General features: G+C 73.5%; 21 protein-coding genes and 1 pseudogene. 14 read left to right on the top strand and 8 right to left on the bottom strand.

Features of this window, described 5'->3' with window-relative positions; translation table 11 throughout:
* Nucleotides 1–22: 22 nt before the first annotated feature.
* From HHX31_RS34465 to HHX31_RS18770, 7 genes are all read left to right on the top strand, one after another.
* On the top strand, nt 23–1,849 hold the full coding sequence (locus HHX31_RS34465; protein WP_311932017.1) for a protein kinase domain-containing protein: 1,827 nt from the start codon (nt 23–25) through the stop codon (nt 1,847–1,849).
* Nucleotides 1,850–2,009: 160 nt separating this feature from the next.
* Entirely contained in the window at nt 2,010–3,608 is a 1,599-nt protein-coding gene (locus HHX31_RS18795; RefSeq protein WP_169949577.1) for an acyl-CoA carboxylase subunit beta, read from the top strand.
* Nucleotides 3,609–3,690: 82 nt separating this feature from the next.
* Nucleotides 3,691–5,799 carry a biotin carboxylase N-terminal domain-containing protein gene (locus HHX31_RS18790; RefSeq protein WP_169949576.1) on the top strand — a complete coding sequence of 703 codons (2,109 nt, stop codon included), beginning with the start codon at nt 3,691–3,693 and terminating at the stop codon, nt 5,797–5,799.
* On the top strand, nt 5,796–6,596 hold the full coding sequence (locus tag HHX31_RS18785) for an enoyl-CoA hydratase-related protein (protein WP_169949575.1): 801 nt from the start codon (nt 5,796–5,798) through the stop codon (nt 6,594–6,596). Before HHX31_RS18790 ends, HHX31_RS18785 begins: the two co-directional genes overlap by 4 nt.
* On the top strand, nt 6,593–8,398 hold the full coding sequence (locus HHX31_RS18780) for an acyclic terpene utilization AtuA family protein (RefSeq protein ID WP_169949574.1): 1,806 nt from the start codon (nt 6,593–6,595) through the stop codon (nt 8,396–8,398). The genes HHX31_RS18785 and HHX31_RS18780 overlap by 4 nt, the downstream gene beginning before the upstream one ends.
* Before the next feature lie 42 nt (nt 8,399–8,440).
* Nucleotides 8,441–8,656: a hypothetical protein gene (locus HHX31_RS18775; protein ID WP_169949573.1), complete on the top strand. Its 216-nt coding sequence runs from the start codon at nt 8,441–8,443 to the stop codon at nt 8,654–8,656.
* A gap of 67 nt (nt 8,657–8,723) precedes the next feature.
* Nucleotides 8,724–9,569 carry a helix-turn-helix transcriptional regulator gene (locus tag HHX31_RS18770; RefSeq protein WP_169949572.1) on the top strand — a complete coding sequence of 282 codons (846 nt, stop codon included), beginning with the start codon at nt 8,724–8,726 and terminating at the stop codon, nt 9,567–9,569.
* Nucleotides 9,570–9,653: 84 nt separating this feature from the next.
* On the opposite strand, the gene HHX31_RS18765 is transcribed toward HHX31_RS18770, so the two are convergent.
* Both HHX31_RS18765 and HHX31_RS34460 read right to left on the bottom strand, forming a co-directional pair.
* Complete coding sequence (locus tag HHX31_RS18765) at nt 9,654–10,070, bottom strand: bacterioferritin (protein WP_169949571.1); 417 nt, start codon at nt 10,068–10,070, stop codon at nt 9,654–9,656.
* 255 nt (nt 10,071–10,325) lie between these two features.
* Nucleotides 10,326–11,210 carry a hypothetical protein gene (locus HHX31_RS34460; protein WP_169949570.1) on the bottom strand — a complete coding sequence of 295 codons (885 nt, stop codon included), beginning with the start codon at nt 11,208–11,210 and terminating at the stop codon, nt 10,326–10,328.
* 234 nt (nt 11,211–11,444) lie between these two features.
* On the opposite strand from HHX31_RS34460, the gene HHX31_RS18755 reads away from it, so the two are divergent.
* Entirely contained in the window at nt 11,445–11,741 is a 297-nt protein-coding gene (locus HHX31_RS18755; RefSeq protein WP_169949569.1) for a FitA-like ribbon-helix-helix domain-containing protein, read from the top strand.
* Nucleotides 11,742–11,749: 8 nt separating this feature from the next.
* On the top strand, nt 11,750–12,196 hold the full coding sequence (locus HHX31_RS18750) for a type II toxin-antitoxin system VapC family toxin (RefSeq protein WP_169949568.1): 447 nt from the start codon (nt 11,750–11,752) through the stop codon (nt 12,194–12,196).
* Nucleotides 12,197–12,349: 153 nt separating this feature from the next.
* Here HHX31_RS18750 and HHX31_RS18745 read toward each other — a convergent pair whose 3' ends face one another.
* From HHX31_RS18745 to HHX31_RS18730, 4 genes and pseudogenes are all read right to left on the bottom strand, one after another.
* Entirely contained in the window at nt 12,350–13,183 is an 834-nt protein-coding gene (locus HHX31_RS18745) for a HAMP domain-containing sensor histidine kinase (protein WP_283244553.1), read from the bottom strand.
* A gap of 105 nt (nt 13,184–13,288) precedes the next feature.
* Nucleotides 13,289–13,471, bottom strand: coding sequence for a hypothetical protein (locus tag HHX31_RS18740; RefSeq protein WP_169949567.1), 183 nt, complete (start codon nt 13,469–13,471; stop codon nt 13,289–13,291).
* Nucleotides 13,472–13,616: 145 nt separating this feature from the next.
* Nucleotides 13,617–14,260 (bottom strand): annotated as a pseudogene (locus tag HHX31_RS35740) (response regulator transcription factor); the annotation flags it as partial.
* Nucleotides 14,261–14,376: 116 nt separating this feature from the next.
* The gene (locus HHX31_RS18730) at nt 14,377–15,912 is read right to left on the bottom strand and encodes an NAD(P)/FAD-dependent oxidoreductase (RefSeq protein WP_169949566.1); all 1,536 of its coding nucleotides are present in this window, start codon (nt 15,910–15,912) and stop codon (nt 14,377–14,379) included.
* Between the two features lie 120 nt (nt 15,913–16,032).
* Here HHX31_RS18730 and HHX31_RS18725 point away from each other — a divergent pair, with 120 nt between their 5' ends.
* The 3 genes from HHX31_RS18725 to HHX31_RS18715 all read left to right on the top strand — a co-directional run bounded on the left by HHX31_RS18725 (nt 16,033) and on the right by HHX31_RS18715 (nt 20,009).
* Complete coding sequence (locus tag HHX31_RS18725) at nt 16,033–16,935, top strand: pseudouridine-5'-phosphate glycosidase (RefSeq protein ID WP_169949565.1); 903 nt, start codon at nt 16,033–16,035, stop codon at nt 16,933–16,935.
* On the top strand, nt 16,932–17,831 hold the full coding sequence (locus tag HHX31_RS18720; RefSeq protein ID WP_311932009.1) for a sugar kinase: 900 nt from the start codon (nt 16,932–16,934) through the stop codon (nt 17,829–17,831). The genes HHX31_RS18725 and HHX31_RS18720 overlap by 4 nt, the downstream gene beginning before the upstream one ends.
* Nucleotides 17,832–17,906: 75 nt before the next feature.
* A complete protein-coding gene (locus tag HHX31_RS18715; RefSeq protein WP_169949564.1) occupies nt 17,907–20,009 on the top strand; it encodes a hypothetical protein in 2,103 nt (700 codons plus the stop codon).
* A 108-nt stretch (nt 20,010–20,117) separates the two neighbouring features.
* Here HHX31_RS18715 and HHX31_RS18710 read toward each other — a convergent pair whose 3' ends face one another.
* Nucleotides 20,118–20,555, bottom strand: a complete 438-nt coding sequence (locus HHX31_RS18710) for a GNAT family N-acetyltransferase (RefSeq protein WP_169949563.1) — start codon at nt 20,553–20,555, stop codon at nt 20,118–20,120.
* A 38-nt stretch (nt 20,556–20,593) separates the two neighbouring features.
* Nucleotides 20,594–21,466 (bottom strand): LysR family transcriptional regulator, encoded by an 873-nt coding sequence (locus HHX31_RS18705; RefSeq protein ID WP_169949562.1) that lies wholly within the window; start codon nt 21,464–21,466, stop codon nt 20,594–20,596.
* A 93-nt stretch (nt 21,467–21,559) separates the two neighbouring features.
* On the opposite strand from HHX31_RS18705, the gene HHX31_RS18700 reads away from it, so the two are divergent.
* Complete coding sequence (locus HHX31_RS18700; RefSeq protein ID WP_169949561.1) at nt 21,560–21,925, top strand: nuclear transport factor 2 family protein; 366 nt, start codon at nt 21,560–21,562, stop codon at nt 21,923–21,925.
* A gap of 203 nt (nt 21,926–22,128) precedes the next feature.
* A complete protein-coding gene (locus HHX31_RS18695; RefSeq protein WP_249346114.1) occupies nt 22,129–22,740 on the top strand; it encodes an HAD family phosphatase in 612 nt (203 codons plus the stop codon).
* The last annotated feature ends 33 nt before the right edge of the window (nt 22,741–22,773 follow it).

Here is a 22,773-nt window from a genome sequence, read left to right as displayed (position 1 = left end):
GTAGTGGCACTCGGGGGCGACAGTGGCGTTATCGGCGGGTGATCCGGCACGCCTGGGCCCGTTCACACTCGTCGACCGGCTCGGCGAGGGCGGCCAGGGGATCGTCTACCTCGGCCGGGGCCCCTCGGGCGAGCAGGTCGCGGTCAAGCTGCTGCACAACCGGCTGACGACCGACCCGGAGGCGCGGGAGCGGTTCCTGCGCGAGGTCGCGCTCGCCCAGCGGGTGGCGCCGTTCTGCACGGCCCCCGTCCTGTACGCCGACCTCGCGGGCAACCAGCCGTTCATCGTCAGCGAGTTCGTGCCCGGGCCGTCGCTGCGGCAGCTCGTGGACCGGGAGGGACCGCGCCGGGGGTCCGCGCTCCAACGGCTCGCCATCAGCACGGCGACGGCCCTGGCCGCCATCCACCGGGCGGGGATCACCCACCGCGACTTCAAGCCGGCCAACGTCCTGATGGGCCCGGAGGGGCCTGTCGTCATCGACTTCGGCGTGGCCAGGGCGCCCGACTCGCCGCAGGCCACCGCGACCGGCGCGTCCATCGGCACACCCGCCTACCTCGCCCCCGAGGTGCTGTCCGGCGGCACGGCGGGCGCCGCGGCAGACATGTTCGCCTGGGGCGTCACGATGGTGTTCGCCGCCACCGGCAGGCCCGCCTTCGGCGCGGACACGATCCCCTCGGTGATCACCCGGATCCTGCACGCGGAGCCCGACCTGGGCGATCTCGCGATGCCCCTGCGGGAGATCGTCTCCGCCTGCCTGTCGAAGGATCCCGCCCCGCGTCCCTCGGCCGAGGAGGTGGTCGCGCGGCTCACCGGGCAGCCCACCGTGCCCGTACGGCCCGCCGCCGCGCCGCCCTTATCCCAGGCGGCCCCATCCCAGGCGGCCCCATCCCCGCCGCCGGGGTATCCGGCACCCAGATCGCACGTACCAGGCCCCCAACCACCGGGGCCGCACGCGGGAGCGCGGCCGGGACCCCAGACGGGACCCCAGCAGCCGGGGCCGCGCGGGTCCGGCGCCCGCGCGACGCGGCGGCCGGCGCTGACATGGGTGGTCGCGGGGGCCGGGGTCTCCGCCCTCGCCGCGGCGGCCTTCCTCGTGCCGACGTGGGTGTCGGCCAGGCAGATCTCCTCCGAGGACGCCCTCGGGCCCGTCGCGTCGCCCACGGTGACACGGTCCCAGGACGTGGAGCCGCCCGTCCCGCTGCCGTCCGAGCTGGTCACCTCCGCCGCGCCCGAGCCCGGCACGCCCTCGCCGAGCCACACGGCACGACGGCTCCAGCCGAGCCCGAGACCGCCCGTCTCCCCCACGCGCACCCGCCGGACGAAGCCGTCTCCCTCCACGACGACCCCCGCCCAGGCCGAACCCACCGGAAACGCCGGTACGCCGCCCGCGAAGGCCACCCCCGCGCCGAGCAAGGCGACCCCGGCGCCGACGAAGGCCACCACCCCCAAAGCCACCACGACCCCCAAACCCAGCTCGACCCCCAAACCCAGCACGGGCAAGACCACCTCCGCCCCGGCGCCCACGCCCAACACCAACACGGCCAAGGGCGTGTGCGGCAGCGGCTACGGCGTCGTCGACTCCCACTCCTACGGGCAGGCGACGACGTATCTGCTCTACAACGCGTCCAACGGCTACAACTGCGTGATCACGCTGTCGAAGTACGTCATGCCGAACAAGGTCAAGATGAGCGCGGTGCTCAAGGTGCAGGGCGGGTCGTCGAAGACCGACTCCGGCTCCTACACGGTCTACGCGGGGCCGATCCGGCTGCCCGCCAAGGGCAAGTGCGTCATCTGGGGCGGCGGCTACGGCACCGCCGCCTGGAGCAGCGCCTGGTCGCACTGCGGTTGATCGCGGCCGCGACCGTGCTTGATCATGGGTCACCGTCGAGCTTGATCGACCGGCGCCGGCCGGGTGACCGGCCGATCGGCGGACGCCGGGCCAGGCTCGTTGACGCGGCGGCGGGGCACCAGGAGGATCATCACGTGACAGAACTTCGTTCGGTGGCGCCATGACGGTGCTCGTCAGCCGGCTGGACCCCTCCAGCGGCGAGTACGGCGCGCGGCGCGAGGCCATGCTGGCGAAACTCGCCGAGCTCGAGTCCGAGCAGGCCAAGGCCGTCGCCGGGGGCGGCCAGAAGTACGTGGAACGGCACCGGGCGCGCGGCAGGCTGCTGCCCCGCGAGCGGATAGAACTGCTCGTCGACCCCGACTCGCCGTTCCTGGAGCTGTCCCCGCTGGCGGCCTGGGGCACCGAATACCCCGTCGGGGCGAGCGTCGTGACCGGCATCGGGGTCGTCGAAGGCGTCCAGTGCGTCGTCACGGCCAGCGACCCGACCGTGCGCGGCGGCGCGTCCAACCCCTGGACGCTCCGCAAGACGCTGCGCGCCGCCGACATCGCACTGCGGAACCGCATGCCGTACGTGAACCTGGTGGAGTCGGGCGGCGCTGACCTGCCCTCGCAGAAGGACATCTTCATCCCCGGCGGCCAGGTGTTCCGCGACCTGACCCGGCTGTCGGCCGCCGGCGTCCCGACCATCGCGCTGGTCTTCGGCAACGCCACCGCGGGCGGCGCGTACGTGCCCGGCCTGAGCGACCACGTCGTCATGGTGCGGGAGCAGGCCAAGGTGTTCCTCGGCGGCCCGCCCCTGGTGAAGATGGCGACGGGCGAGGAGTCCGACGACGAGTCGCTCGGCGGCGCGGAGATGCACGCGCGTACCTCCGGCCTCGCCGATCACCTCGCCGCCGACGAGTACGACGCCCTGCGGATCGGCCGCCGCATCGTGCGGCGGCTCGGCCCGCGCGCGACGGGGAACGTTCCCGCGCCCGCCTCCACAGCCCCGCTGTACGACGAGGACGAACTGCTCGGGATCGTGCCGGAGGACCTGAAGGTCCCCTTCGACCCTCGCGAGGTCCTGGCCCGGATCGTGGACGGCAGCGACTTCGACGAGTTCAAGCCGCTCTACGGGCCGAGCCTGGTCACCGGATGGGCGAGCGTCCACGGCCATCCGGTCGGGGTCCTCGCCAACGCCCGGGGGGTGCTCTTCGGGCCGGAGTCGCAGAAGGCCGCCCAGTTCATCCAGCTCGCGAACCAGTCGCGCACGCCGCTCGTCTTCCTGCAGAACACCACGGGATACATGGTCGGCAGGGAGTACGAGCAGAGCGGCATCGTCAAGCACGGCGCGCTGATGATCAACGCGGTGGCGAACTCGACCGTGCCGCACATCACGATCGTCATGGGCGCCTCCTACGGCGCGGGCAACTACGGCATGTGCGGGCGGGCCTACGACCCCCGCTTCCTGTTCAGCTGGCCGAGCGCGAAGTCGGCCGTCATGGGACCCGCCCAGCTCGCGGGCGTCATGTCGATCGTGGGGCGGGCCGCCGCGCAGGCGCGGGGGCAGGTCTACGACGAGGAGGCCGACGCGGCGATGCGGGCGGCGGTCGAGGCGCAGATCGAGTCGGAGTCGGCGGCGTTCTTCCTGTCCGGGCGGTTGTACGACGACGGGGTCATCGACCCCCGCGACACCCGTACGGTGCTCGGGCTGTGCCTGTCGGCGGTGTCGGGGGCGCCCGACGCCGGACGGGCCGGCTACGGCGTCTTCCGGATGTGACCGGCATGCGCACAGGCATCGTTCTCATAGGCACCGTTCTCATAGGCACCGGGTGGACGCGGATCGGCGGGGGTGAGGGGTCATGATCGGGCGGCTGCTGGTCGCGAACCGCGGGGAGATCGCCCGCCGGGTCTTCCGCACCTGCCGCGAGATGGGCATCGAGACCGTCGCCGTCTTCACCGACGCCGACGCGTCCGCCCCGCACGTGGCCGAGGCCGACCTGGCCGTACGGCTCGGCGGCCCATCGGCGTACCTCGACCGGGAACGCGTCGTCGAGGCGGCCCGCAGGTCGGGCGCCGACGCGGTCCACCCCGGATACGGCTTCCTGTCGGAGAACGCCGGCTTCGCCCGCGCCGTGCTGGACGCCGGGCTGGCCTGGATCGGCCCCTCCCCCGAGGCCGTCGCCGCGATGGGCAAGAAGATCGAGGCCAAGGCGCTGATGGCGGAGGCCGGCGTGCCGGTCCTGCCGACCGTCCCGCTGTCCCCGGACAGCCCGGTGGAGATGACGGCTCCGCTGCTGGTCAAGGCGTCCGCGGGCGGCGGCGGGCGCGGCATGCGGGTGGTGCGCGACCCGGCCGGCCTGGCCGCGGCCGTCGAGTCGGCCAGGCGCGAGGCGCTGTCGGCGTTCGGCGACGGCACGCTGTTCGCCGAGCCCCTGGTGGAGGGCGCCCGCCACATCGAGGTGCAGATCCTCGCCGACGCCCACGGCACGGTCTGGGCGCTCGGCGAGCGCGAGTGCTCGATCCAGCGCCGCCACCAGAAGGTCATCGAGGAGGCCCCCTCCCCCGCGGTCGGTCCAGAACTGCGGCGCGAACTCAGCGAGGCGGCGATCCGGGCCGCCCGCGCGATCGGCTACCAGGGCGCGGGCACGGTCGAGTTCCTGCTGTCGGACGAGGGGTTCTTCTTCCTGGAGATGAACACCCGCCTCCAGGTGGAGCACCCGGTCACCGAATGCGTCTACGGGGTCGACCTGGTCCGGCTGCAGATCGAGGTGGCCGAGGGCGCCCACCTCGCCGCGCTGCCGCCGAGCCCGGTCGGCCACGCCATCGAGGCCCGCCTGTACGCGGAGGACTCCGAGGGCCGCCCGCACAGCGGCGTGCTGCACCGCTTCGAGGTCCCCGGCGTGGACGGCGAGTTCGCGCACGGGGCGCGGCTGCGGCTCGACTCCGGGGTGGTCTCCGGCACCGAGGTGGGCGTCCACTACGACCCGATGCTGGCCAAGGTCGTCTCGTACGGCAGGGACCGGGCGGAGGCCGCCAGGCGGCTGGCGAGCGCGCTCACCCGGGCCAGGATCCACGGGCCGGCGACCAACCGCGACCTGCTCGTGGGAGTGCTGCGGCACCCGGACTTCCTGTCCGGGGCGCTCGACACCGGGTTCCTCGAACGGCACCCCGTTCCGGCGGCGCTCGCCGGCCCCGACGCCGTACGGCTGTCCGCGCTCGCGGCGGCGCTCGCCGGGGCGGCGGCGCGCCGCGAGACCGCCCGGCGCGAGGGGATGCTCGGCGGGCTGCCGAGCGGCTGGCGCAACGTCCCCTCCCAGCCGCAACGCACGGCGTTCCGCACTGAGGACGGCGGGCAACTGGAGGTCGCCTACCGGCTGACCAGGGAAGGGCTGCGGGCCGATGGGTTCGAGGACGTCACGCTCGTGGCGGCGGCCCCCGCACGGGTCGTGCTGGAGACGGCGGGCCTGCGGCACACCTTCGAGGTGGCCGCCTATCCGGCCTCCGACGACCGGCGGCTCGTGCACGTCGACTCCGCGCTCGGTCCCGTACGGCTCACGCCGGTCGAGCGGCTGCCGGAACCGGCCGCGCAGGTGACGCCGGGGGCGCTGCCCGCCCCGATGCCGGGTACGGTCCTGCGTGTCGAGGTCAAGCCGGGCGACGTGGTCGAGGCCGGGCAGCCGGTGGTCGTGCTGGAGGCGATGAAGATGGAGCATCTGATCGTGTCCCCCGCTTCGGGCACTGTGACGGCCCTGCGGGTGACGGCGGGCGCGCAGGTCGAGGCCGGCGTGCCGCTCGCCGTGATCGAGCCGTCGCCCCCGCGGGAACCCGGCGAAGGCCCGCCCGAGGCGACGGACCTTCCCCCGGACGCGGAAACGGGCGCGGAGACGGGCGCGGAGACGGGCGCGGAAGGTCAGGACACCGGCGAGGAATCGGGCAGGGAAACCGGCGGGGAGGCGGCGCGGCAGTGAGCGGATCTCAGGACGTGCTGGTACGCCGGGAGCGGGCGGGCGGCGTGGCCACGGTCACGCTCGACTCGCCGCACAACCGCAACGCCCTCTCGTCGTCGCTGCTGCGGCAACTCGACGACGCCCTGTCCTGGGCGCTGGACGACCCCGGCGTACGGGTGATCGTGCTGACCGGGACGGGACCGGTGTTCTGCGCCGGCGCCGACCTCAAGGAGCAGCGCGGCGGAGGTGCGCCCGTCACCGCGTCGTTCCCCGACATCATGCTGCGGATCTGGGAGAGCCCCAAGCCGGTCGTGTGCCGCCTGAACGGCACGGCCCGGGCGGGCGGCCTCGGCCTGGTGGCGGCCTGTGACTTCGCCGTCGCGCCTGCCACCGCGTCGTTCGCCTTCACCGAGGTCAGGCTCGGGGTGGTCCCCGCCATGATCGCGGTCACCTGCCTGCGCCGCCTGGAGCCCCGGGCCGCGGCCGAATACCTCCTCACCGGCGAGGTCTTCGGCGCCGCGCGCGCCGTGGAGATCGGCCTGCTGACCCGGGCCGTTCCCGAGGAGGACCTCGACGCGACGGTGGCGCACTACACCGGCATGCTCTTGCGCGGCGGCCCCGAGGCGCTGGCGATCACCAAGCGGCTCGTGCGCGAGGTGCCGCTGCTGCCGGTGGACGAGGGGTTCCGCGCGATGGCCGAGCTTTCGGCGGAACGCTTCACTTCGGCGGAGGGGCAGGAGGGGATGCGGGCGTTCGCCGAGAAACGGCCCGCCGCCTGGGTTCCGTCCGAGGCCACGGCCGGGGAAGCCGGGAGATGACGGACGAGGCCGGGCGGCCGGGACCGATGCGGGTCGCGAACTGCGGCGGCTTCTACGGCGACCGGCTGTCGGCCGCCCGCGAGATGGTCGAGGGCGGGCCGATCGACGTGCTGACCGGCGACTGGCTGGCCGAGCTCACCATGTCGATCCTCGCGGGCAACCGGCTCAAGGGCCGCCCCGGCTACGCCCGCACCTTCCTCACGCAGATGGAGCAGGTCCTCGGCACGTGCCTCGACCGGGGCATCAGGGTGGTCGCCAACGCGGGCGGTCTCGACCCCGCCGGCTGCGCCGAGGCGGTGTCTGCCCTGGCCGACCGGCTCGGGCTGCGCGCGGCCGTCGCCCACGTCACCGGCGACGACCTCATGCCCCTCGCCGCGCCGCCGGTCCACGCGGACACGGGCGAGACCCTGCGAGCGGCTCCGCTGACCGCCAACGCCTACCTCGGCGGCCGGCCGATCGCAGTCGCGCTGGAGCACGGCGCGGACGTCGTCGTCACCGGGCGGGTCACCGACGCGGCGCTGGTCACCGGGCCCGGCATGTGGTGGTTCGGCTGGAGTCCCGGCGACCTCGACCCGCTGGCCGGTTCGGTCGTCGCCGGGCACGTGATCGAGTGCGGTTGCCAGGCGACCGGCGGCAACTACGCCTTCTTCGAGGAGGTGCCCGACCTCGCCCACTGCGGCTTCCCCATCGCCGAACTGCACGCCGACGGATCGAGTGTGATCACGAAGCATCCGGGGACCGGCGGGCTGGTCTCGGTCGGCACGGTGACCGCGCAACTCCTGTACGAGATCGCCTCGCCGCGCTATGCCGGGCCTGACGTGACCGCCCGGTTCGACACCATCCGGCTTGAGCAGGAGGGCCCCGACCGGGTCAGGATCACGGGCGTGCGCGGCGAACCCCCGCCGGACACCCTGAAGGTCGCCGTCACCTTCCTGGGCGGCCACCGCAACACGATGACGCTCGTGCTCACCGGCCTCGACCTCGCCGCCAAGGCCCGGGTCGCGCAGGAGGCGATCTGGGCCCGGATCCCGCGCGAGTCGTTCGAACAGGTCCACGTGGAACTGACCCCTCTCGTCGCGGGCGGCGGCCCCGGCGCAGGCGCAGCGGACACAGAGACAGCGGACACGGACACGCGCGGCCTGGGCGCGGCCGGGACGGCGTTGCTGCGGATCACCGTGATGGACCCCGATCCGCGCACGGCAGGGCGGGCGTTCTCCTCCGCGGTGGTGGAGACCGGCCTGGCGAGCTATCCCGGCTTCTACGGCCTGACCCCGCCCGGCGACGCCTCCCCGTACGGCGTCTACTGGCCCTCGTCGGTCGAGGCGGGGGCCGTGCTTCCCCTGGTGAGCCTGGACGGACTCCGCGTCGAGGTGCCGCACACCCCCTCGCACGGCCGGTCCCCCTGGCCGGTCGTGGGCGAGCCGGCCGGCGGGCCGCCCGGCGAGGCGGCCGTGCCGCCGTACGCCGGGGATCCGCTGGCCGGGGTGACGAGGCCGCTCGGCACGGTCGCCGGAGCCCGCTCGGGCGACAAGGGCGGCGACGCCAACCTCGGGGTCTGGGTGCGGGACCCCGCCCGATATCCGTGGCTCGCGGCGTTCCTGACCGCGGACCGGCTCGGCGAACTGCTGCCGGAGGTCCGCGGCCTGCCGATCGACCGGTTCGCGCTGCCGAACCTGCACGCGCTGAACTTCGTCGTGCACGGGTTGCTGGGCAGAGGAGTGGCCGCCAGCCCGCTCCTCGACGCCCAGGCGAAGGCGCTCGGGGAGCGTCTTCGCGCTGTGTGCGTGCCCATCCCGGCGTGACTAGGATTGCCCGCGATCACGGAGATTCGGGGGAAACAGGACATGCGATTGCGCTTTCTCGGGTCCACGTCCGAGGCGGGGGCCTGCCCCTCCCTCTACGAGACCGACCGCGGCACGATCGTCGTCCAGGGCCTGGAGGTCGTGGACGGCAGCGCCCGCGCCGACCTGCGCCACGTGCTCGACGGGGAGACCGCGGTCGAGGTGCCGAGGGAACTGCTCGTCGAGGTCGCCCGGCGGGTCCTGCCCGATCACGATTGAGGGGCGCCGTCTGGCCGGATCCGGCGTGCCGGGTCTACCGTGGACCGCACCACGGCCGGAGGTGGAAGTGAGCGGTTTCCATCAGGCCCGCATGGACCTGGGAGCCCAGCTACGCCAGTTGCGGGAGAACGCCCGCCTGTCCGGGAAGGACCTCGCCGAACTGCTGCGCTGGCAGCCGTCGAAGGTCTCGCGCATCGAGAACGCCCGCCAGACCGCCACCGAGGACGACGTGGCCGCGTGGGTGAAGGCAGTGGACGCCGACCCGCACACGGTCGACGGCCTGATCCGGCAGGCGGCGGGCCTGCTTGAGCGGCAGGACTCCTGGCGGCAGCGGCACAGGAGCGGCCTGGCCGCGCTCCAGGAGGAGATCCGCGAACTGGAGACGCGCACCCTGCTGTTCCGGGCCTTCGAGCCGGGCGTGGTGATCGGCCTGCTGCAGACCACCGAATACGCCAGGCACGTCTTCGGCAAGGTCAGGAGAGCGCGTGAGTCCGCCGACGACGTGGACGACGCGATCCGGGTGCGGATGCGCCGCCAGGAGATCCTGTACGACCCGTCGCGGCGGTTCCGGTTCGTCATGCCGGAGGCGGTGCTGCGTTACCGGCTCGCGCCCCCGGACGTGATGCGCGGGCAACTCGACCGGCTGATCGCGGTGACCACGCTGCCGAACGTCGAGTTCGGGCTGCTGCCGTTCGAGGCGCAGTTGCCGGCCGCCCTGATGAACTCGTTCTGGATCTACGACGACTGCCTGGTCGGGGTGGCGACCAGGACCAAGGACATGCTGTTGCGCGACGCCGGGGACGTCGCCTCCTACGCCCAGGCGTTCGAGGAGTTCTACGAGGTCGCGGCGTTCCGCGACGAAGCGAGGGCGCTGATCGTGCGCGCCCTCGACGACTACGCCCGGCCGCGCTGACCACCGCACTGACGACGCGGCCCACCGCATCGGGGCGGCGCCGCCGGGGCACGCGCCGTGCCCCGGCTCGCCCCGCCCGTCAGGTCACTTGCCGAGGGCGGTCTGCAGGTCCATGACGTGGTCCTGCGTCTGCTGCAGCAGCGGGCGCAGCGCCTCGGCCACGTCGCTCAGGCCGAGCTCCTGGGCCTGCTCCACGCGCTCGCGGTAGCGGCGCAGTTGCTCCTGCTCCAGCTCCAGGTCGAGCCGGAGCGCGTCCGCGCCGTCGGTCGCCACGGGCACCTCGGGAACGCGGACGCTCGGCACGCCGCCGAGGAAGTCGATCTGCCCGGCCAGCGTGCTCGCGTGATCGAGCTCCTGGCCGAGGTGCTGCTTGAGCTCCTCGATGATCGACAGGTACTCCGCGCCCTTGATGGTGGCCGCGTGCTGCACGTACTGCACGATCGAGCGGTACTCGCTCTCCAGATCCTCGTTCAGCAGGGCGATGAAGCCCTCCGTGTCCATGGGATTCCCTCCGTCGGTCCGAAGGCCCATCACGTACCCGAGGACGCGGCGGCCGAACGCCGTCAGCCCAGCGTGTAGAGCGAGGGCCGCCGCCGTCCGCGCCGCCGTACTCCGCCGCCTCGACCCGCGTGCCGTGCGCCTTCACCCATGCGGTGACCTCGGGGCCCGCGCCACGGGAGGGCCCGAAGCCGCCGTCGCCGATCAGGACGTACTTCAGCCTCACCTCGGCCACGTACCGCCGCAGCTTCTCGACCGTCATCGCCGGGCCGGAGCCGGTGAACCCGCCCATCGCGATGACCGGCTCGCCGGTGGACAGGATGAGCGACGACGCGCTCTGCACGCTGTCCACCGCCACAGCCAGGTGGCGCTCCCCTTGTTCTGCTTCAGGTACGCCGCCGTCGCCGCGTCCACCTGACCGCCGGGGCCGCGCATACCGCGTGCGCCCTGCCCGTTGCCGTCCTGCGCCTTCCCTCCGGGCGCCGCGCCTTCGGGGGCCGTCGCACCTCCCGGCGGTCGCGTGCCGGCGTTCACGCCCGCGGGGCCGACAGGTCCACAGGGGCTGCCGGGTCCGCCGGGGCCGCGCCCCCCGAACGGTCCTCCCATGCCCTGTGAGGGCCCCGCCGTGGGGTTGGTGCCGTTAACCGCCGCGCCCAGCGGGGTCACCGCGTACGCCGCCGGGCCCGCCTGCCCGGCCGCGACGGCCGCGGCCAGCGCCACTGCCGTGATCCGCGCGGCGGTCCGGCCGCCACCCGCGGCCGGGCCGCCGCCGTCGCCTGCGCCGCCGAAGATCCGGCCCAGGCCGTTGTACCCAATCACCAGGTCCCAGACGGTGTCGTCCGTGCTGCCCCCGACGTACGGCCGCGAGGACGCGGGCCACCGGTCGACCACGACCATCCACCACCCGCTGGCGACCACGAGGACGGCCCCGGCGGCCAGCAGGCGCCCGATCCGCCGTACGAACGTCCCCGGCGCGGCGTACAGGTAGGTCAGCGCGAACGCCGGCAGCAGCAGTTCGGTGTCGAAGAACCACGCCTCGTCCTGTACGGCGGGCAGCAGGGCCTGCACGACCTCGGTGCGGGCCGCATTGAACCCGCACTGCGCGTCGGAGAAGCGCGCCCCCATGAGGTAGCGCAGCAGCAATGTTCATCAAGCCCGGATGAGAACGTGCCAGGCGTCCCTCGGGCCGCACGCGCGGCCGTCACCTCCAGCTCCGCGTCTTCCCGTTCGGCCCGCCGGACGAAGGTGAGACCTTCGGCCTGACACAGCTCGTGCATCCGGGGCCGGCCGCTCGGTGCCGCTTGCCGGCGGGAGACACGCGGGGCCAGCCAGCGCAAGTGATATCACTATTATGACATTCAGTGATAGCATCGAACGGTGAAACAACTGCTGCTCCGGATCGATGACGACCTGCATCGGCGCATCACACGCCGAGCTCATCGCACCGGCCGATCCATCAACGCGACCGCCGGAGAGATCCTCGCAAGGGGCGTCGCCGATGAGGCGCTCGACGCGCGGGCCGAACTGCGCGCCCGGGCCCGCCGCCTGGGTGTCCTCGCGGAAGGTTGTGTGCCCAAAACTCCGCAGGTGACCAGCGCCGACCGCGAGCGCGCTCTGGAGACGACCGAGGGTATCGGCCCCATACTTGACCGGCTCTGGACCGAAGGTCGCTGACCGCCGCCATGCTCACCTATGTCGACTCCTCCGTCCTCGCCTGTGCCTACCTTCGTGACGAGCCTGGTCATGGCAGGGCTCGTGAGCTGCTGGAAGACCCTGATCATCTGTTGGTGACAGGGACGCTGACGGTGGTCGAAGTAACCGGCGTTCTGGTGCGCGCGGCACGCACACAACGGATGATGGATCTGGACGGAACTCTCGCGGTTCTATCGTCCGACCTCGGCGAAGACGGTCCTGTCACGCTGCTCGCCGCTCCACGTGAGGTACTGGAACGGCGCGCTACCGAGATCGTCTATACCTATGCGTTGCGTGCGCTTGACGCGATTCACCTCGCTCTGGCCGAGACCGCGGCGATTCCTCTTCTGGAGGAAGAGGGAGACAAACTCGGCTTCGCCAGCCGCGATCGCTTTCAGGCGCAGGCCGCCGAAGCACTCGGATTCGCTCTCGTGTGAGCACGCGGTCTTCGTCGCGGTCCGTGTCTACACGGCGAAGCCAGACGCTAGGGACGCCTGGGCGTGCGCGGCCGTCACGCGGAGGCGACCTGACGTCGGTTCCCGAGCCCCGGCCCGGCCACGGCGACGCCGACGACAGAAGTCCGAGCCAGGTCAGGCGCTCGGCGGAGCGCCGGGGAGTACGACGGTCGCGAGCGTCCCGCCACCGGGCGCGTTCCCGACCGTGACCCGTCCCCCTGCGTCCCGCACGGTCTGCGCCACGATCGCCATGCCGAGGCCCGAGCCGGGCAGGCTGCGCGCCGACGGCGAGCGCCAGAACCGCTCGAAGACGTGTGGCAGTTCGTCCTCGGGGATGCCGGGGCCCTCGTCGCGTACGGTCAACACGCCGCCCTTGAGCCGCACGGTCACCAGGCCGCCTGGCCGGCTGAACTTCACGGCGTTGTCGAGCACGTTCACCGCGGCCCGCTGCAGGCCCCGGGCGTGCCCGTGGACCCGCCACGGTTCCAGGTCAACGTCGAAGCGCAGCCCAGGGCCGCGCCGCCTGGCCCGCTCGACCGCCGACGCCACCACCTCGTGCAGGTCGATGTCGGACGACAGCTCGCCGCTCTCCGCCTTCCGCGACAGCTCCAGCAGGTCGCCGATGAGACTCGACATCTCCTCGAACTGCTCCTTGACGTTCACCAGCAGCCGCCGCTTGGCCGAGGGCTCGATGGCGCGGCCGGTGTTCTCGCTGCGCAGCAGCAGGTCGATGTTGGTGCGCAGGCTCGTCAGCGGGGTGCGCAGCTCGTGCCCGGCGTCGGCCACGAGCCTGCGCTGGCGCTCCTGGGAGCTGGACAGGGCGGCGGTCATCGTGTTGAACGACCGGCTGAGGCGGGCGATCTCGCTCTCCCCCTCGACCGGGATCGTCACGCTCAGGTCCTCGGTCCTGGCCACGTGCTCGACCGCGCCGGTCAGCCGCTCCACCGGGCGCAGCGCCGTACGGGCCAGTCAGAGGCCGGCCACGGCGGCGCCGAACACGCATACCAAGCCAGACGATGGCGAGGATGCCGAGCGTCTGGTCCATCTCGGCCGTGGAGCGGAACACGCTGATCGTCACCGGCCCGCGCGGCAGGGGCGGCTCCGCGCACTGCCCGGCGTCCTTCGGCGGGCGTCGGGAAGCGGCGCGTACCTGAAGGTGTAGACGAGCACGGAGGTGCCGTCGGTGGTGACCGCGTCGCGCAGCACGGGGGTGCCGCCGGAGACGGCCAGCGCCCGTTCCCCGGCGGTCGGCGTCACCCGCGCCGACCCGGACGCGACGCAGACCGAGCCGTCGGCCAGGACGACCTGCCAGCTGCGGCCGGAGGGTCCCAGCCGGGCCGCGGGCCCTCCCTACGCCCCTGGCCTGCACAGTCCCGCAGCGCGAACCCGACCTGCTGCGCCGGCGGCCGCAGTGGATCAGACGGGGCAGGCCGCCCGCCTCGGTCTTGCGCCGCAGGTACATGACGTACACGTCGAGCGAGTTCGACGACGGCTCGAAGTCCAGGCCCCACACCTCCCGCAGGATCTGGTCGCGGGTGAGCATCTGCCGGGGGTGGGTGAGGAACATTTCGAGCAGCAGGTGCTCGATGCGGGTGAGGTCGAGCCTGTGGCCGGCCCGGGTTGCCTCCCAGCTCAAGGTGTCCATGCGCAGGTCGCCGAAGGCGAGGACGCCGCCGCCGCTTTGGGCGTACGGGCCGCCTCGTCGCAGCAGCGCCCGCACCCGGGCGAGCAACTCGTCGAGTTCGAACGGCTTGACCGGGTAGTCGTCCGCCCCGGCGTCCAAGCCGGAGACGCGATCGCCGACGGCGTCGCGCGCGGTCAGCCTGAGGACGGGGAGCGGGTTGCCGGACGCCCGCAGGCGGCGGCAGGCCGTCAGCCCGTCGAGCCGGGGGCATCATGACGTCGAGGAGGACGCGTCGTAGGTGCCGCGCTCCACGATGTCGAGCGCGGTCAGCCCGCCGGCGGCGGTCTCGACCGAATACCCCTCGAACTCCAGGCTGCTGCGCAACGCCTCCCTGAGGCGGGCTCGTCGTCCACCACCAGCAGTTTCGCCGCTTCCTCACGCACCGGCACAAGCTATCCGAGGGCCATGAGAATCGGATTAAGGGCGACAACAAGGCGGCAACGCCGCGAGGCGCCGCCCGCCGCGGAGGCCTGTCGTGTCAGGCGCGGCCGAGAACGGCCATGGCGGCGTTGTGGCCGGGGATGCCGCTGACGCCGCCGCCGCGCCGGGCGCCCGCTCCGCACAACAGCACCCGCTCGTGCGCCGTCTCGACACCCCACTGAGCGGGCCGGGTGCCGTGGTCGCCCTCCTCGCCGTACGGCCAGGACAGGTCGTGGTGGAAGATGTGGCCGCCGGGCAGGCCCGCCTCGCGTTCCAGGTCGAGCGGGGTCTTGGCCTCAAGGCAGGGCTCGCCCGAGGGGGTGCGCAGCAGGCAGTCCTCGATGGGCTCGGCGAGGACGGAGTCGATCGAGGCGAGCGTGCGGGCCAGCGCCTCCCGCTTGGCCTCCGGGCCGGTGAACAGCCGCGCGGGCATGTGCAGGCCGAACAGCGTCATCGTGTGCGCCCCCGCCGCCCTCAGCTCCGGGCCGAGAATCGAGGGGTCGGTGAGCGAGTGGCAGTAGACCTCGGCGGGCGGCAGGTCGGGGACCTCGCCGGCGGCCGCCTGCGCGTACGCCTTGGCGAGCTGGTCGCGGGTCTCGTTGATGTGGAAGGTGCCGCTGAACGCCTCGGCGGGGTCCACCGCCGGGTCCCGCAGCCGGGGCAGCCGCGACAGCACCATGTTGATCTTGAGCTGGGCGCCCTCCGGCCGCTCCGGCGTCTCCCCGAGCAGCCGGGCGAGCACGGCGGGCGGCACGTTGGCCAGCACCTTCCCCGCCGTCACCACGTGCTGCGCTCCGTCGTCGAACGTGACCTCGCCCGTGCCCGGGTCGACGGCCAGGACCTCGGCCCCGGTGTGGATCTCGGCGCCGTGCCGCCGGGCGACCTCGGCGAGCTCGCTTGTGACCGCGCCCATGCCGCCGACCGGGACGTTCCAGTCGCCCGTGCCGTCGCCGATCACGTGGTAGAGGAAGCACCGGTTGGCCAGCAGGTCGGTGGCCGGGTCGGCGAAGGTGCCGATCAGCGCGTCCGTGAGCACCACCCCGCGGACCGTGTCGTCGGCGAACCGCTCGTCCACGACCTCGCCGATCGGCCGTTCGAACAGGTCGCGCCACGCGTCGTCGTCCCCTACGGCCTCGCGCAGGTCCGTACGGCCGGGCAGCGGTTCGAGCAGCGTCGGCGCGACGCTCCGGGCCACGTGGGCGGTCATCCCGTAGAACCGCTCCCAGGCCGCGAGGTCGTGCTCTCCCCCGGTCACCGCCCGGAAGGACGCGGCGGTGCGCGCGGCGTCCTCGTTGTCGACGAGCAGGCCCGTGTCACCGGCGGGGGTGTAGGAGGCGAAGCGGCGGCGGCGCAGGTCGAGGCTCAGCCCGAGATCCTTGACGATCTTCGTGGGCAGCAGGCTGACCAGGTAGGAGTAGCGTGACAGCCGCGCGTCCACGCCCGGGAACGCCTGGGCCGACACGGCGAGGCCGCCCACGTGCCCGAGACGTTCCAGCACCAGCACCTCGCGCCCCGCCCTGGCGAGGTAGGCCGCTGCGACGAGGCCGTTGTGCCCAGCCCCGGCGATGACGACGTCGTAGTGCGAGCGTGGCATGGAGCGTTCTCCCGGGTCGTACGAGGCACGGTGCCCGAAAGGTATCGCAAGATTCCCCCCCGGGACCCGGGCAGAATATGACGAAGCCGGACAATTTCCGCCGCCAGGAACAGGAGCAACATGCGCGTTTCCGATGAGGTCGCCGAGGCGCTGGCCGCCGGCCGGCCGGTCGTCGCCCTGGAGTCCACGATCATCTCCCACGGGCTTCCCCAGCCCAGGAACCTCCAGGTCGCCCTCGAACTGGAGGAGATCGTCCGGCAGGCGGGGGCCGTGCCCGCGACGGTGGCGGTGCTCGACGGCGTCCCCCGGGTGGGCCTGGACAAGGACGGGCTGGACCGGATCGCGACCGAGCCGGGCCTGCGCAAGCTCGGCTTCCGCGACCTCGCTCCGGCCGCCGCGCTCGGGCTGAGCGGCGCCACGACCGTCTCGGGCACCTCGTTCCTGGCCGCCCGGGCGGGCGTGCGGGTGTTCGCCACCGGAGGGCTGGGCGGCGTGCACCGCGGCTGGACCACCGTGCAGGACGAGTCGGCGGATATCGACACGCTCGGCCGCACCAGGATCACGGTCGTGTGCGCCGGAGTGAAGTCGATCCTCGACGTGCCCGCGACGCTCCAGCGGCTGGAGACCAGGCAGGTCACCGTCGTCGGCTACCGCACCGACGAGTTCCCCGGCTTCTACCTGCACAGCTCGGGCGAGCCGGTCGACTGGCGCGTCGAGACGCCGCAGGAGGCCGCCGGCGTCATGCGGGCCCAGGACGCGCTGGGCGGGCTGGAGACCGCGCTGATCGTGGCCAACCCGGTCCCCGCCGCCCTGCAACTCGACCCCGCCCTGCACGACCGGGTGCTCGCGGAGGGCCTGCGCGCCGCCGAGGAGCGCGGGGTCACCGGGCAGGCCATCACCCCCTTCCTGCTGGAGTACCTGGTCGAGGGCACGGATGGCGCGTCCCTGGAGGCCAACCTCGCGGCCGTACGCGGCAACACGCGCCTGGCCGGGGAGATCGCCGCCGCCTGGGCGGCCGGGTGAGCGCTCTGCTGGTGATCGGCGACGTGGTCACCGACGTCGTCGCGCTGCACGACGGCCCCGCGGCCACCGGCACCGACACGCCCGCCGACATCGCCTTGCGGCCGGGCGGTTCTGGGGCGAACACCGCCTCCTGGGCCGCCCGGCTCGGCGCCGACAGCCGCCTCCTCGCCCGGGTGGGGTACGACACCGGCGAGTGGCACGCGGCCGAACTGGTCAGGGCCGGGGTCCTGCCGCACCTGCACGTCGACCCGGAACTCCCCACGGCGGTCGTGATCGCGCTCGTCGACGCCACCGGTGAGCGGTCCATGCTCACCAACCGGGGGGCGAGCGGCCACATCGGGGCCGGCGACTGGGATCCGGGCCTCCTCGACGGGGTGGGGCACCTGCACCTGTCGGCGTACACGATGTTCGCCGAGCCGGGCCTGGAGCTCGCGCTGCTCGCCATGCGGGAGGCCGCCGCGCGCGGGATCCCCGTCAGCGTCGACCCGGCCTCCAGCGGGCCCTTGCGCGCGTTCGGCCCCGGGCGGTTCCTCCGCGAGACGGCCACCGTCGACATCGTGATCCCCAACCTGGAGGAGGCGCTGCTGCTCGCGGACGCCGCCGACCCCGAGGACGCGGCCCGCACGCTCAGCGCCCACTACGGCACGGCGGTGGTCAAGCTGGGGGCCGGAGGTGCCCTGCTCGCCCGCCATGGCCGTATAGTCGCCAAAGCGGTCGCGCCCCCGGCGGAGGTGGTCGATTCGACGGGCGCGGGCGACGCGTTCGCCGCGGGGTTCCTGGTCGCCTCGATGGCCGGGTGCGCGCCCGGCGAGGCCCTGCGCAAGGGATGTGAGGCGGGAGCCACGGCCGTCGCCCAGGTCGGCGGCCGGCCAACCTGGGGAACTTTATCCTATTGACACCAATTGCTGGTTTGCGGCGTAAGCTGCACCATTAGCAACATGCGTCACTCTCGGGAGGGTGCGGTCATACCGATGGACGCCGAGTCAACGATCTGCCTGAGCGACCTGGTCCCGGCCCTGCGCTGGAGCCGGCCGCAGCAGGTGGCCGAGATGCTGGCCGACCCGCGCCTGCCTGGCGGCTGGTGGGCCTCCGTCGGGGTCGGCCGCGCGATGCGGGCGACCGGTGTTGACTGGCTCTGCGAGCGGCTCGCCCGCCTGGCCGTCGCCCGTTGGGATCACCTGCCCCTCACCGACCTGCTCCCGGCGCTCCAGGTGCACACCGTGGACCCGGCGATGCCCCGCTGGCCCGACCCGGTGCGCGTCGTGGTCAACCAGCTCGGCGGGTGGTACCGGCTGCGCCGCCTCACGCCGTGCGACCTCCAGGCTCCGTCCGCCCCCGCGTCGCCCGAGGTCCTCCTGACCACCGTGTTCCGCGAGGTGTTCGAGCGCCTGGAGAGCGAGCTCGCCTCCGGGCAGACCGCGCAGGCGCCGGACGTGGTGGAAAAACCCGCGCAGGCGCAGGCCGGGACCCCCTCGCAACCGTTCCCCCAGGCGGGACCCTCCTCGCAACCGTTCCCCCAAGCCGCCCCCGGCCCCACCTCGCAGCCGATCCCGCAGGCCGGACCCTCCTCGCAGCCGTTCCCCCAGGCCGGACCCTCCTCGCAGCCGTTCCCCCAGGCAGGGCCCGGAGCTATGTCGCCGCCGCTCCCGCCGGCCGTTCCCGGAGCCACGTCGCAGCCCTTCGCCCGGCCCGCCGCGCCGGCTCCCGGGCAGGCCGCGCAGGCGCCCGGCCCGCACGGGCAGGCGCCGGGACGGCCGGGCCAGAGCGCACCGGCGCAGGGTGCACCGGGACAGGTCGCACCGGCGCAGGTCGCGCCGGCCTCCTCGCCCGCCGCAGCGGCCCCACTCGCGGGACCACCGACCAAGCCCGCCACCCAGCCCTTCGCCCGGCAGGCCGGGGGCTCCCTCCCGCAGCCCGCGGCCTCGCCCGCCCAGCCCGCCGCCGAAGCGGCGCAGGACCGGCAGCCGCCCGACCTCAGCGCGCACCCCATGGTCGCGGTCATCGAGGGCCTGTTCCGCGACTGGGACCCGCTCGCCAGGGCCGTCGCGGCCCAGCGGCTGTTCGCCGCGGAACCGGTGAGCCTTCGGGCGCTGGCGCACGACCTCAACGTGGACCGCGCCCTGCTCTCCCAGGCCCAGCGCACGGCCGAGGAGCGGGTGCTGCTGTGGCTGCGCTCCCCCGACTCCGCGCCGCTCACCGGCCACCTGTTCGGGCTCACCGAATGGCTGGGCGCCGCGGCCACCCAGGACCAGCTCATCGCGGCGGACCCGTCCCATCCCGTCGAGGTCCCTGCGCTCGGCACGCCGCTGTGGCGCGTACTGGTCACGCTGATGCCCGACCGCCGCCTCCAGGACGGCTGGCTCGTGGTCGGCGACCTGGCGGGGCTGCGGGACAAGACCCGTCAGCTGCTGGCGAGCATGGCCCCGGACTCCGATGTCGTGGAGTTGCTCGGCCAGCTCGGCATCCGCGCCCATTCCGCCAAGGCGTGGCTGGACTCCCTGCCGAAGGCGAGCCCTTCGTCGGAGCCCGCCCCCCTGCCCGTTCGGAACGGGTCGGAGCAGGCCGGCAAGCCCACGCCGCTGCCGCGCCGTACGCCCGGCGCGAACGGCCACCACCACGGCCGCGGCGGGATCCCGGTCCCCTCGCAGGCCAACAACGGGCCCGACGCGGCCACCGCGCTGGCGGCGCTCAACGCGCTCACGAACGGAAACCTGAACGGCAACCTGGCGGGGGGCGTGCCCCTGCCGCACCTGGTGCCGAACCCCCGCCAGACCGCGGGCCCGGCCTCGGACCCGCGCCGCTGGCAGCGCATCGACGTGACCAGCGGCCACCTGCGCGGCGAGCCCGTCGCGGTCCCCGAGGGGTACGCCGCCCAGCTGGGCATGCGTCCCGGGACGCTGCTGTCGGTCACGGGACCCGGAAACAACGCCGTCGTCCTGGTGTGGCGCGACCGGCAACCGGTGTTCGACTCGCTCCAGCCGGTGCTCATGCGGCTGAACGCCCGGCCGGGCGACTCGGTGTACGTGACCGTGGACGGCTACCGGCTCGACGCCCAGCTCACCTCGGCCGTCTGACCGTCCAGGCCCGCGCGGCCCGCAGAACCCGGGCGGGCCACGCCAGGGCCGGATGCAGCCGGGGCAGCGCACTGCCCGAGGCCACGCCTCGGGCGGGGGGCGTCAGGTCTACGGTCTGAGCATCTTGCGGTAGTAGGTGGCCGACACCTCGTAGCCGAGCGCGCCGTAGAACTCGGCGGCCCGCCGGGTCGCCAGCGCGACGTACCCGGCCTGCCGTGAGCGCGCCCACGCCTCGAACTCCTCCAGCAACCGCCGCCCGATGCCGTGCCGGCGGTAACCGCTCTCGATCATCGCCTCCTCCACCCAGGCGACCCTGCCGTTGGCGAACAGCGTCAGGTGGGTGAAGCCCAGCAGGTAGCCGCGTACGGTCCCGCCGACCGTGGCGACCATGAGGAAGGTGTCCTCGTTCTCCAGCAGTCGCGGGAGCGCGGCGTCGAACGGCGCGCGCTCGGGACGGAAGGTCAGCGCGAACTCGCGGGCGAGAGCGAAGATCTCGTCCGCGTCGGTCTTCTCGCCCTTCCGGAACTGGAGATCACCAGACGTCATGAAGGGGACTCTAGGAGTGCCTGGGCGCCCACGTCCAATCAGGCGAAGGCCCGGCGGGCGTGCCGTACGAACTCGCGTACGGCGGGGCCGTGCCCGCCGCGCCACACCAGGGCGAGCAGGGCCGGCGACTCGACGTCCTCGATGGTGAGCGCGACGAGCCGGTCGCGGTGGGCCGCGGCCATCGACTCGCTGAGGACCGCGACGCCGAGCCCGCGGGCCGCGAGGCCGGCGACGGCGTCGGCCGCCCCGGCCTGCAGCGCGATCACGGGCTGGATGTCCTGGGCCGCGCAGGCCAGGTCGAGAACCGTGCGCAGGCCGGTGCCGGCGGGCATGCAGACGATCGGGTGCGCGCCGAGCTCGCGCAGGGTGACGGCGCCCCGGCGTGCGAGGAGGTGGTCCGGCGGGACGACGGCGACGAGCCGCTCGCTGACGACCGTCAACGTCTCCAGGCCGTCCGGGGCGGCGGCGAGCCCGGCGAGGGCCAGGTCGAGTGCGCCGGAACGCACCCCGTCGACGAGCCGGTCGGAGCTGTCCTCCAGCAGTGCGATCTCGACTCCCGGATGGGCCCGGTGGAAGGCGGCGAGCGCGTCGAAAAGCGGCGTGACCGTGCAGCCCACGACCATCCCGACGGCGAGCCTGCCCCGGATGAGGCCGGTCACCTCGCCCACCGCCTGTCTCAGCGCCCCGGCGGCGGCGAGGGCGGCGCGGGCGTGGTCGAGCGCGGCCTTCCCCGCGTCCGTGAGCGTGACGCTGCGCGCGGACCGGTCGAAGAGCTCGGCCCCGAGTTCGCGTTCGAGCTGCCTGATCTGCGCGCTCACACCCGGCTGGCTGATGTGCACCCGCTCGGCGGCGCGGGTGAAGTTGCGCTCCTCGGCGACCGCCACGAAATACTCCAGCTGGCGCAGTTCCATAACCAGCGATTCTAGATTCCATCTGATCCATCTGTTGGACTTCTCATCGGCCCCTCGACAGGCTGGAGACCGTACGAGAGATCGGGAGGAACCATGCCGGAGTACGAGAAGGCCATGCGGCCGGAGGACATCACCCGCCTGTTCGTCGAGCGGTCCAACGCCGGGGACGCCGCGGGCGTGGCGGCGCTGTACGAGGAGAACGCGGTGCTGGCCTACCCGCCGGGCGGCGTGACGACCGGCCGGGAGGCGATTCGCGCCCTGTGGGAGAAGGTCCTCGCGAACCGTCCCCGGTTCGAGCCCGAGGAGCCACTGCCGACCCTGGTCAGCGGCGACCTCGCGCTGACCTCGACCCCGCCGAAGGACGGCGCGGGCGCCCGGGCCCAGGTCGTACGGCGCCAGCCCGATGGAAGCTGGCTGCGGGTGCTCGACCAGCCGGAGTTCCAGCCGCCCGCCCGTTGATCCGGTCACTGAGCCGCCGGGGCGGGCGGCTCATGCCCCCCAGCCCGGCGCCGTACATGCACGCGTACGGGTCCTCCACTGCCGCCGGGCGCGCCGCACCCCTCGCGGAGGCCGAAGTCGGACGTATGCGGAGCCGGCCTGAGCCGTGGCCCTCCATCGGCAAGGACGCGTACGGTGCAACGGTGAGAATCGATCATCATCTATTGCCTGAACTCCATCCCGGAGACGCCGGTGCCCTGCTCTTCGACTGGGACGGAACGCTGGTGGACAGCCAGCGGGCGAACTATGTCGCGTTGGCCGGAGCGCTGGCCGAGGAGGGCGTACAGCTGGACCAGGGATGGTTCGACGCGCGCACCGGCCTCTCCTCGGCCGAGATGGTCCGTCTGCTGGCACGCGAGGGCGGGCTCACCCTCCGGCGGCCCGTGGAGGAGATAGTGGCGGATCGCGACGAACGGTTCCTGCGGACGGCGCACGAGATCCGCGTGCACCCGGAGATCGAGGCCGTGGTCTCCTCCTTCCACGGCAGGCTGCCCATGGCCGTGGCCTCCGGCGGCGCCCGGAGAGTGATCGAGATGACGCTCCGCCACCTGCCGATCCGCCACCGGTTCGGCACCGTTGTCACCCGCGACGACGTCGAACGGGGCAAACCCGCGCCGGACATCTTCCTGCGTGCGGCGAAGCTGGTCGGCGTCCCCCCGAACCGCTGCACCGTGTACGAGGACAGCGACGAAGGCATCGCCGCCGCCCAGGCGGCGGGCATGGCGATCATCGACGTCCGGCCGCTCACCCGCCGGCCGAGCGGCACGAGCGCCTGAGGCGTCTTCGCGGCAGCCGCTCGTCGCCGCGGG

Source organism: Microbispora sp. H11081, from assembly GCF_012999535.1.
GTDB lineage: Bacteria > Actinomycetota > Actinomycetes > Streptosporangiales > Streptosporangiaceae > Microbispora.
This window is presented reverse-complemented; position numbering and strand designations above follow the sequence as displayed.

Bases quoted from the DNA above. Each gene is read 5' to 3' on its own strand.
- HHX31_RS18795 (WP_169949577.1), top strand. From the start codon at position 2,010: ATGACGGTGCTCGTCAGCCGGCTGGACCCCTCCAGCGGCGAGTACGGC.
- HHX31_RS18790 (WP_169949576.1), top strand. From the start codon at position 3,691: ATGATCGGGCGGCTGCTGGTCGCGAACCGCGGGGAGATCGCCCGCCGG.
- HHX31_RS18780 (WP_169949574.1), top strand. From the start codon at position 6,593: ATGACGGACGAGGCCGGGCGGCCGGGACCGATGCGGGTCGCGAACTGC.
- HHX31_RS18775 (WP_169949573.1), top strand. From the start codon at position 8,441: ATGCGATTGCGCTTTCTCGGGTCCACGTCCGAGGCGGGGGCCTGCCCC.
- HHX31_RS18765 (WP_169949571.1), bottom strand. From the start codon at position 10,070: ATGGACACGGAGGGCTTCATCGCCCTGCTGAACGAGGATCTGGAGAGC.
- HHX31_RS18750 (WP_169949568.1), top strand. From the start codon at position 11,750: ATGCTCACCTATGTCGACTCCTCCGTCCTCGCCTGTGCCTACCTTCGT.
- HHX31_RS18730 (WP_169949566.1), bottom strand. From the start codon at position 15,912: ATGCCACGCTCGCACTACGACGTCGTCATCGCCGGGGCTGGGCACAAC.
- HHX31_RS18725 (WP_169949565.1), top strand. From the start codon at position 16,033: ATGCGCGTTTCCGATGAGGTCGCCGAGGCGCTGGCCGCCGGCCGGCCG.
- HHX31_RS18715 (WP_169949564.1), top strand. From the start codon at position 17,907: ATGGACGCCGAGTCAACGATCTGCCTGAGCGACCTGGTCCCGGCCCTG.
- HHX31_RS18710 (WP_169949563.1), bottom strand. From the start codon at position 20,555: ATGACGTCTGGTGATCTCCAGTTCCGGAAGGGCGAGAAGACCGACGCG.
- HHX31_RS18705 (WP_169949562.1), bottom strand. From the start codon at position 21,466: ATGGAACTGCGCCAGCTGGAGTATTTCGTGGCGGTCGCCGAGGAGCGC.
- HHX31_RS18700 (WP_169949561.1), top strand. From the start codon at position 21,560: ATGCCGGAGTACGAGAAGGCCATGCGGCCGGAGGACATCACCCGCCTG.